This window comes from uncultured Caballeronia sp. (genome assembly GCF_964243625.1).
Classification (GTDB): Bacteria; Pseudomonadota; Gammaproteobacteria; order Burkholderiales; family Burkholderiaceae; genus Caballeronia.
This window is the reverse complement of record NZ_CAXTGZ010000490.1, coordinates 1-4,571: the sequence shown is the minus strand read 5'-3', so window position 1 is coordinate 4,571 and position 4,571 is coordinate 1. Positions and strand designations below refer to the sequence as shown.

The window sequence follows — 4,571 nt, the reverse complement described above, 5'->3', positions numbered from 1 at the left end:
GAAAACTCAAACTGTATTCCCTGCGATGGCTCAGTCATAAACAACTACTGAAACTCCATTACTAATAATTATTATGTCAAGGGGATTTTTCCTGTAAAAAACGACCCGGAAAACGATGCATCGGTCACTTTTATCGGAGCAGGGGTTTCCGCTAAATTCGCAGGTAAATATCGGCCAAAAATTGTTACATAATCGGGCATTAATTACCCGCAGCAGTCAAAGTGACCGGCAAATATTAGACCTTTCATTTTAATTCATCAGATCAATAGTCCATTCTCATGAGGAAATATTTTTGCGTTGAAGTGGCTCGTTAGAAGATTTGCCCTTTTTCAGCGAAAAGATATTAATTCATTTGAGGCTTGCCGCACATTCCGGGTAGGATTTGCGCCTGCCTTTGAGGGAAAAGGTAGAGTTTGCCGGGTCAGATCGCAACACCGGCATCCCGAGCGAAACGTTTGCCGAAGCCTGCATGGGCCTAGACAAGCGCATCTGTTAGCGCCCTGCGGCGCGCAGTGATTTCGTTTGCATGATGGCGCAGCACCGGGCCACGGCATTCGATTCGTACTCCAAACCGAATCGAACACGGGACGGCCTTCCAGAATCTGAAGCATGAAGTCAGGCATTAAGCTTTTTTAGGTCTACGAACAATTCCAGCAATATCAGTGTGCAGCTTTCACAGTGCTTCGTGTTTCCAAACTGAAATTACCAACTTCTTTTTGTCGGGCCTTTTCTCGACATTGGACACAACTCGCCATGTTAAAAAGACGTCAATTTCTAGGTTGCCTCACGGCTTTGAGCGGCAGCTACATCTTGACCGCCTGCGGCGGTTCGAGCGACAGCAGCAACGCAACAGGCGCAACCGTCAACAGCGCATCGAGTGGTAAGGCAGTCGTCAACGCAGCAGTCAGCAATGCTTCACCCGATGCAACGATGATCCCGCCGGCTTCGTCGCTTATCGACAAGCAAGGCAGGGTCTGGACCGTGTCCGGCGGCGTAATTTACAGAGACGGTACGGTTGTTGGCAACAACTACAACGTAGCCTTGCTCATGTGGTACGGCGGCATGATGTGGCATACGAACACATCGGGCCAGTGTTATGTCTGGACCGATGCAGCCGGATGGCTGCAGGCCAGCGACCCGCGCCATGCAAGCGCGGCGACGCCGGGCAACTTCTATGGCATCAACGGCCATTGGGACGACCCCTATACCCCGGCTCAGATCGTCTCCATCTTGAAGGGTCTGGGTTGTTCGACCTTCCGCGTGGGCTGCAGCGATGATCCCACGCAACTTGCAGCAGTGACAAAACTGGCCGCGGCGTTCCAGGCCGCGGGCATGACGCTGTTCGTGCTGATCAACCAGGGCATGACCGACGCCTACGGCAATGTTTTCAGCAGCGAAAGTGCCGCCTATAGCCAAGGACATTGGATTGCTTCCACCGTGGCGGCCGCGCTCCAGCCGTATGGCGTGACCATGTACGAGTGCGGCAACGAATTGACGCGCCAGGTCTCCATCATCCTGGATTTCACGCAAGCGGGCACCAAGGCCGTCGACTTCAACAATACGAACTGGCCGGCCATGCGCGGTGTGATGCGCGGCATGATCGACGGTGTTAAATCGGTCCAGTCGAGCGCCAAGTGCGGCATCAACTTCTGCGTAGCGGACTATGGCGCAGCCGACGCGTTGTGGGAAGGCATGCAGCCCGACGGCACCCGTGGGTATCCGCTGGTACGCTGGGACATCACGACGTGGCACAACTACGAAGTGTATGGCGACATCTTCAATATCGGTTCCGACGGCGCAGGTCCTGGCTTCGATCTGCCCACATACTGCAAGGCTCGCTACAACGTGCCTTTCATGATCACCGAGTGGAACACGGGTCCTGAGCAAACGGCGGCGTATCGCTCGAACTACATCACGACTCAACTGGGCAATTTCTATAACGCGAGAAAGACGCACAACATCCAGTCGGCAATGTATTACACGCTCGACAGCGGCAACGATACGTTCGGCCTGGTGATGAATGGCACACACTTGACCCCGTACTCCGCATTCGAGAGCTTCGCGGCATCGAACCCGGATACCTGAGCCGATTAGCGAATTAGCGCATTGTCCTGGCCGGGCACATTCATCATGTGTCCGGCCTTTTTGGCGTCTCTTACAAGCAGGCGGTTATCATGGTTGAATTGCGTCGCTTAAACGAACCGTTGCATCATATGAGGAATACACGCAAGACCTTGATTATCACGGTGCTGCTCGCTGAGCTCGCCGTGGGCGCTTATCTCGTGTTCCACAAGGGCGACGAGGCGGGCCCCGAGACGCATGCCACGCAGGACGGCTCGCAGCAGGAAGAGGAGTCGGACCCCGCGTACAGCGACACGCATATAACTGCGGGAAGCATCGCCGGCGCTGTGACGACGGCCAGTGGCGCCAATAGCATTGACATTGCGCCCAGGCAATCCGCCACTGACAATGCCGTAGCACCGGTACCGGCTCCGCCGCCAGTGGAAAACACCGTGCAAGCGCCGCAACCGGCTGTAAAGCCGGCTCCTGAACCCGCGCCAGCACAAGACGCGGCCATCGCTCACGACGACTCGACTTCGCCCCGGCGTGCTGCGCCGGTCGCGCGTGCCGACACAACTCGTGAGTTCGCACGTAACCGCAATCCGAAGCCTGCGGTTACATCGGCTATGACAGATCAGCTTGTCAGGGAATCCGCACAGCTCGATCCGCTGCTACCTCCGCCTCCTCCCATGGTGACGGCGCCCGCGCCGGTCGTTCGCGCCGATCCGTCGCGCCGCTCGAACCCCGTCGCCGCCGCAATGACGGACAGTCTGGTCAGGGATTCGGCAAGGCTCGATCCTTCACTGCCGCCGCCGAAACGTCCCGGCACGCAGTAACGGTGCATCGAATCGCGTTCAGACCTTGAAGTAGCCCGCCTTGTCGATATCGTCGATAAGGCCAGGTTGCGTCGGCTCCCAACCAAGCAGCTTGCGCGTCCGTTCGCTCGAAGCGGGAGCGTCCATGCCGGCGAACATCGCGAACCAGGTGAAATGGCTCGCAGCCTCCTCCGAAGTCTTGCTAAGGACAGGCAGGTCCAGACGCCGGCCGATCACGCCGGCAATATCCTTGAAGGGCACGCCTTCTTCCGCGACCGCGTGGTAACGCGTACCGGCCGCACCATGCTCGAGCGCCAGCCGATAAACCCGCGCGGCATCCAGCCGATGCACCGCCGGCCAGCGATTCATACCCTCGTTCACATAGACCGATGCACCGTTCTCCCGGGCGATGCCCGCGAGTATCGGCACGAAACCGTGGTCGCCATCGCCATGAACCGAAGGCGGAAGGCGCACGATCGACGCGCACACCCCGCGCGCCATGAGTGCGTCGGCGGCCGACTCCGACTTGCGCGGGAGCGGGTGCGCGGCGGAAAGCGTATCGTCCTCGGTTGCAACACGGCCCGGCGCAAGAAGGCCCAGCCCCGATGTAACGAGCAGCGGCCGTTTCGACCCTTCGAGCGCATCGCCTAGCGCTTCAATGGCGCGCCGGTCCAGCTCGCAGTTCTCCACGAACTTCGAGAAGTCGTGATTGAAAGCCGTGTGGATCACGCCATCTGCCGCCGCCGCGCCGCTGCGCAAGCTGTCAAGATCTTCGAGCGTTCCGCGATGCGCTTGCGCGCCCGCCGCTTCGAGCGCCGCGACACCCGCATCCGATCGCGTCAAACCCAGCACCTGATGTCCTGCACCGATCAATTCCCGAACAACTGCGGAGCCGACAAAACCGGTCGCTCCAGTGACAAAGACTCGCATCGATACTTCTCCATTTGATTGAACGCCGAGGTCCCTTCCAGCGCGTCGTTCCGATCATAGGCGGGCAAACAAGAACGAGCTATGCTGTATCGTTCGTTTTATCTTCGCGTTCGTTCGGAAAAACCATGGACCCGCTCTCAGACGTACTCTCGCTGTTGAAGCTGCGCAATTACGTATCAGGTGGTTTCGAAGCGGGCGGTGACTGGTCGCTATCGTTCCGCAAGCATGAAGGCATCAAGTTTTACGCAGTCGTTTCCGGCGAGTGCTGGCTGTCGGTGGACGGCGTTCCCGAGCCCGTGTACCTGGCATCCGGCGACTGCTTCATGTTGCCAAGAGGACGCCCTTTTCGCCTTGCCAGCGATCTCAGGTTGATGTCGGTCGATTCAATGACGATTTTCGCCACCGCCAAAGCTGGCGGTATTACTCCGCTCAACGGCGGCGGCAATTTCCTGAGTGTCGGCGGCCATTTCGCGCTGACCGGCGATCACGCGGGCATCCTGTCGGGCGTGTTGCCACCCATCGTGCATATTCGCGACGAATCGGATAAAGCAGTGCTGCGCTGGTGCGTGGAACGGATGCGGCAGGAACTGCGCGAACCGCAGCCGGGCGGCTTTCTTGTGGCGCAGCAGCTCGCGACCATGATGCTCGTCCAGGGCTTGCGCCTGCATCTGACAGAAGCTGCGAAGGGTGCGAAGGCGGGTGTCGGCTGGTTGTTTGCACTGGCCGACAAACGCATGGCGGCCGCGATCACGGGCAAGGGTTCGC

Annotated in this window: 4 protein-coding genes; 3 read left to right on the top strand and 1 reads right to left on the bottom strand. The window is 58.6% G+C overall.

Annotated features, from left to right (window positions below; translation table 11 throughout):
* Positions 1-753 precede the first annotated feature (753 nt).
* Both ACFFAR_RS25410 and ACFFAR_RS25405 read left to right on the top strand, forming a co-directional pair.
* Entirely contained in the window at positions 754-2,085 is a 1,332-nt protein-coding gene (locus ACFFAR_RS25410) for a hypothetical protein (RefSeq protein ID WP_174364189.1), read from the top strand.
* 128 nt (positions 2,086-2,213) lie between these two features.
* Positions 2,214-2,897 (top strand): hypothetical protein, encoded by a 684-nt coding sequence (locus ACFFAR_RS25405; RefSeq protein ID WP_174364188.1) that lies wholly within the window; start codon positions 2,214-2,216, stop codon positions 2,895-2,897.
* An 18-nt stretch (positions 2,898-2,915) separates the two neighbouring features.
* Here ACFFAR_RS25405 and ACFFAR_RS25400 read toward each other — a convergent pair whose 3' ends face one another.
* Complete coding sequence (locus tag ACFFAR_RS25400) at positions 2,916-3,806, bottom strand: NAD-dependent epimerase/dehydratase family protein (RefSeq protein ID WP_174364187.1); 891 nt, start codon at positions 3,804-3,806, stop codon at positions 2,916-2,918.
* A gap of 125 nt (positions 3,807-3,931) precedes the next feature.
* Here ACFFAR_RS25400 and ACFFAR_RS25395 point away from each other — a divergent pair.
* Positions 3,932-4,571, top strand: a 640-nt coding sequence (locus tag ACFFAR_RS25395; RefSeq protein ID WP_375508678.1) for a cupin domain-containing protein, incomplete at its 3' end; no start/stop codon positions are given.

What these genes read in the sequence shown, in the direction of transcription:
- ACFFAR_RS25410 (WP_174364189.1), top strand. Translation starts at nt 754, where the DNA reads ATGTTAAAAAGACGTCAATTTCTAGGTTGCCTCACGGCTTTGAGCGGC.
- ACFFAR_RS25405 (WP_174364188.1), top strand. Translation starts at nt 2,214, where the DNA reads ATGAGGAATACACGCAAGACCTTGATTATCACGGTGCTGCTCGCTGAG.
- ACFFAR_RS25400 (WP_174364187.1), bottom strand. Translation starts at nt 3,806, where the DNA reads ATGCGAGTCTTTGTCACTGGAGCGACCGGTTTTGTCGGCTCCGCAGTT.